The organism is Acidovorax sp. ACV01 (genome assembly GCF_014851495.1).
In the GTDB taxonomy this organism is placed as follows: domain Bacteria; phylum Pseudomonadota; class Gammaproteobacteria; order Burkholderiales; family Burkholderiaceae_C; genus Acidovorax; species Acidovorax radicis.
Genome location: NZ_JACUZT010000026.1, coordinates 1 through 454 on the forward strand (window position 1 = coordinate 1; position 454 = coordinate 454).

1 pseudogene is annotated in these 454 nt (G+C 64.5%); it reads right to left on the bottom strand.

Annotation, left to right across the window (positions count from 1 at the left end):
- Positions 1-454: pseudogene (locus IB243_RS26990) on the bottom strand (glycosyl transferase); the annotation flags it as partial.

The following is a 454-nucleotide window of genomic DNA, read 5'->3' on the forward strand; positions in this document are numbered from 1 at the left end:
GGATCGCATGCTTCATGGACACGATCCTGACATCCTTGCCCACCAGCCCCTCTTCCGACTCGAAGCGTTGGTAGAAGGCGTAGTCGCTGGCCAGGTCGTTGGCCAGCTCCGCCGCCTTGCTGCCAGGCGTCAGGTGCTTCATGACGGGCGCGATCGCGTCGAACGCGTCGGCCAGCAGCCCGCGCTTGCGCAGGCGCTTGGCGAACTCGACGCGCATGTTGCGGTCGGTGTTCTCGGAAATCAGCCGGCGAAAGAGTTCGTCGGACTGCTCGTGCGCGCGGATGTCGCTAAGCAGCTTGGCCCGCGCGAACAGGCGGTTGGGATTCTGCGTCGAGGGCGGCAGATGATGGTCGACCAGGGCCAGGGCCTCATCAATCTTGCGTTCCTTCACCAAGCGCGTCGCGCAGTAGCGGACGATCAGGAAATCGTCCGGGCACTCCTGCAACAGCGTGGC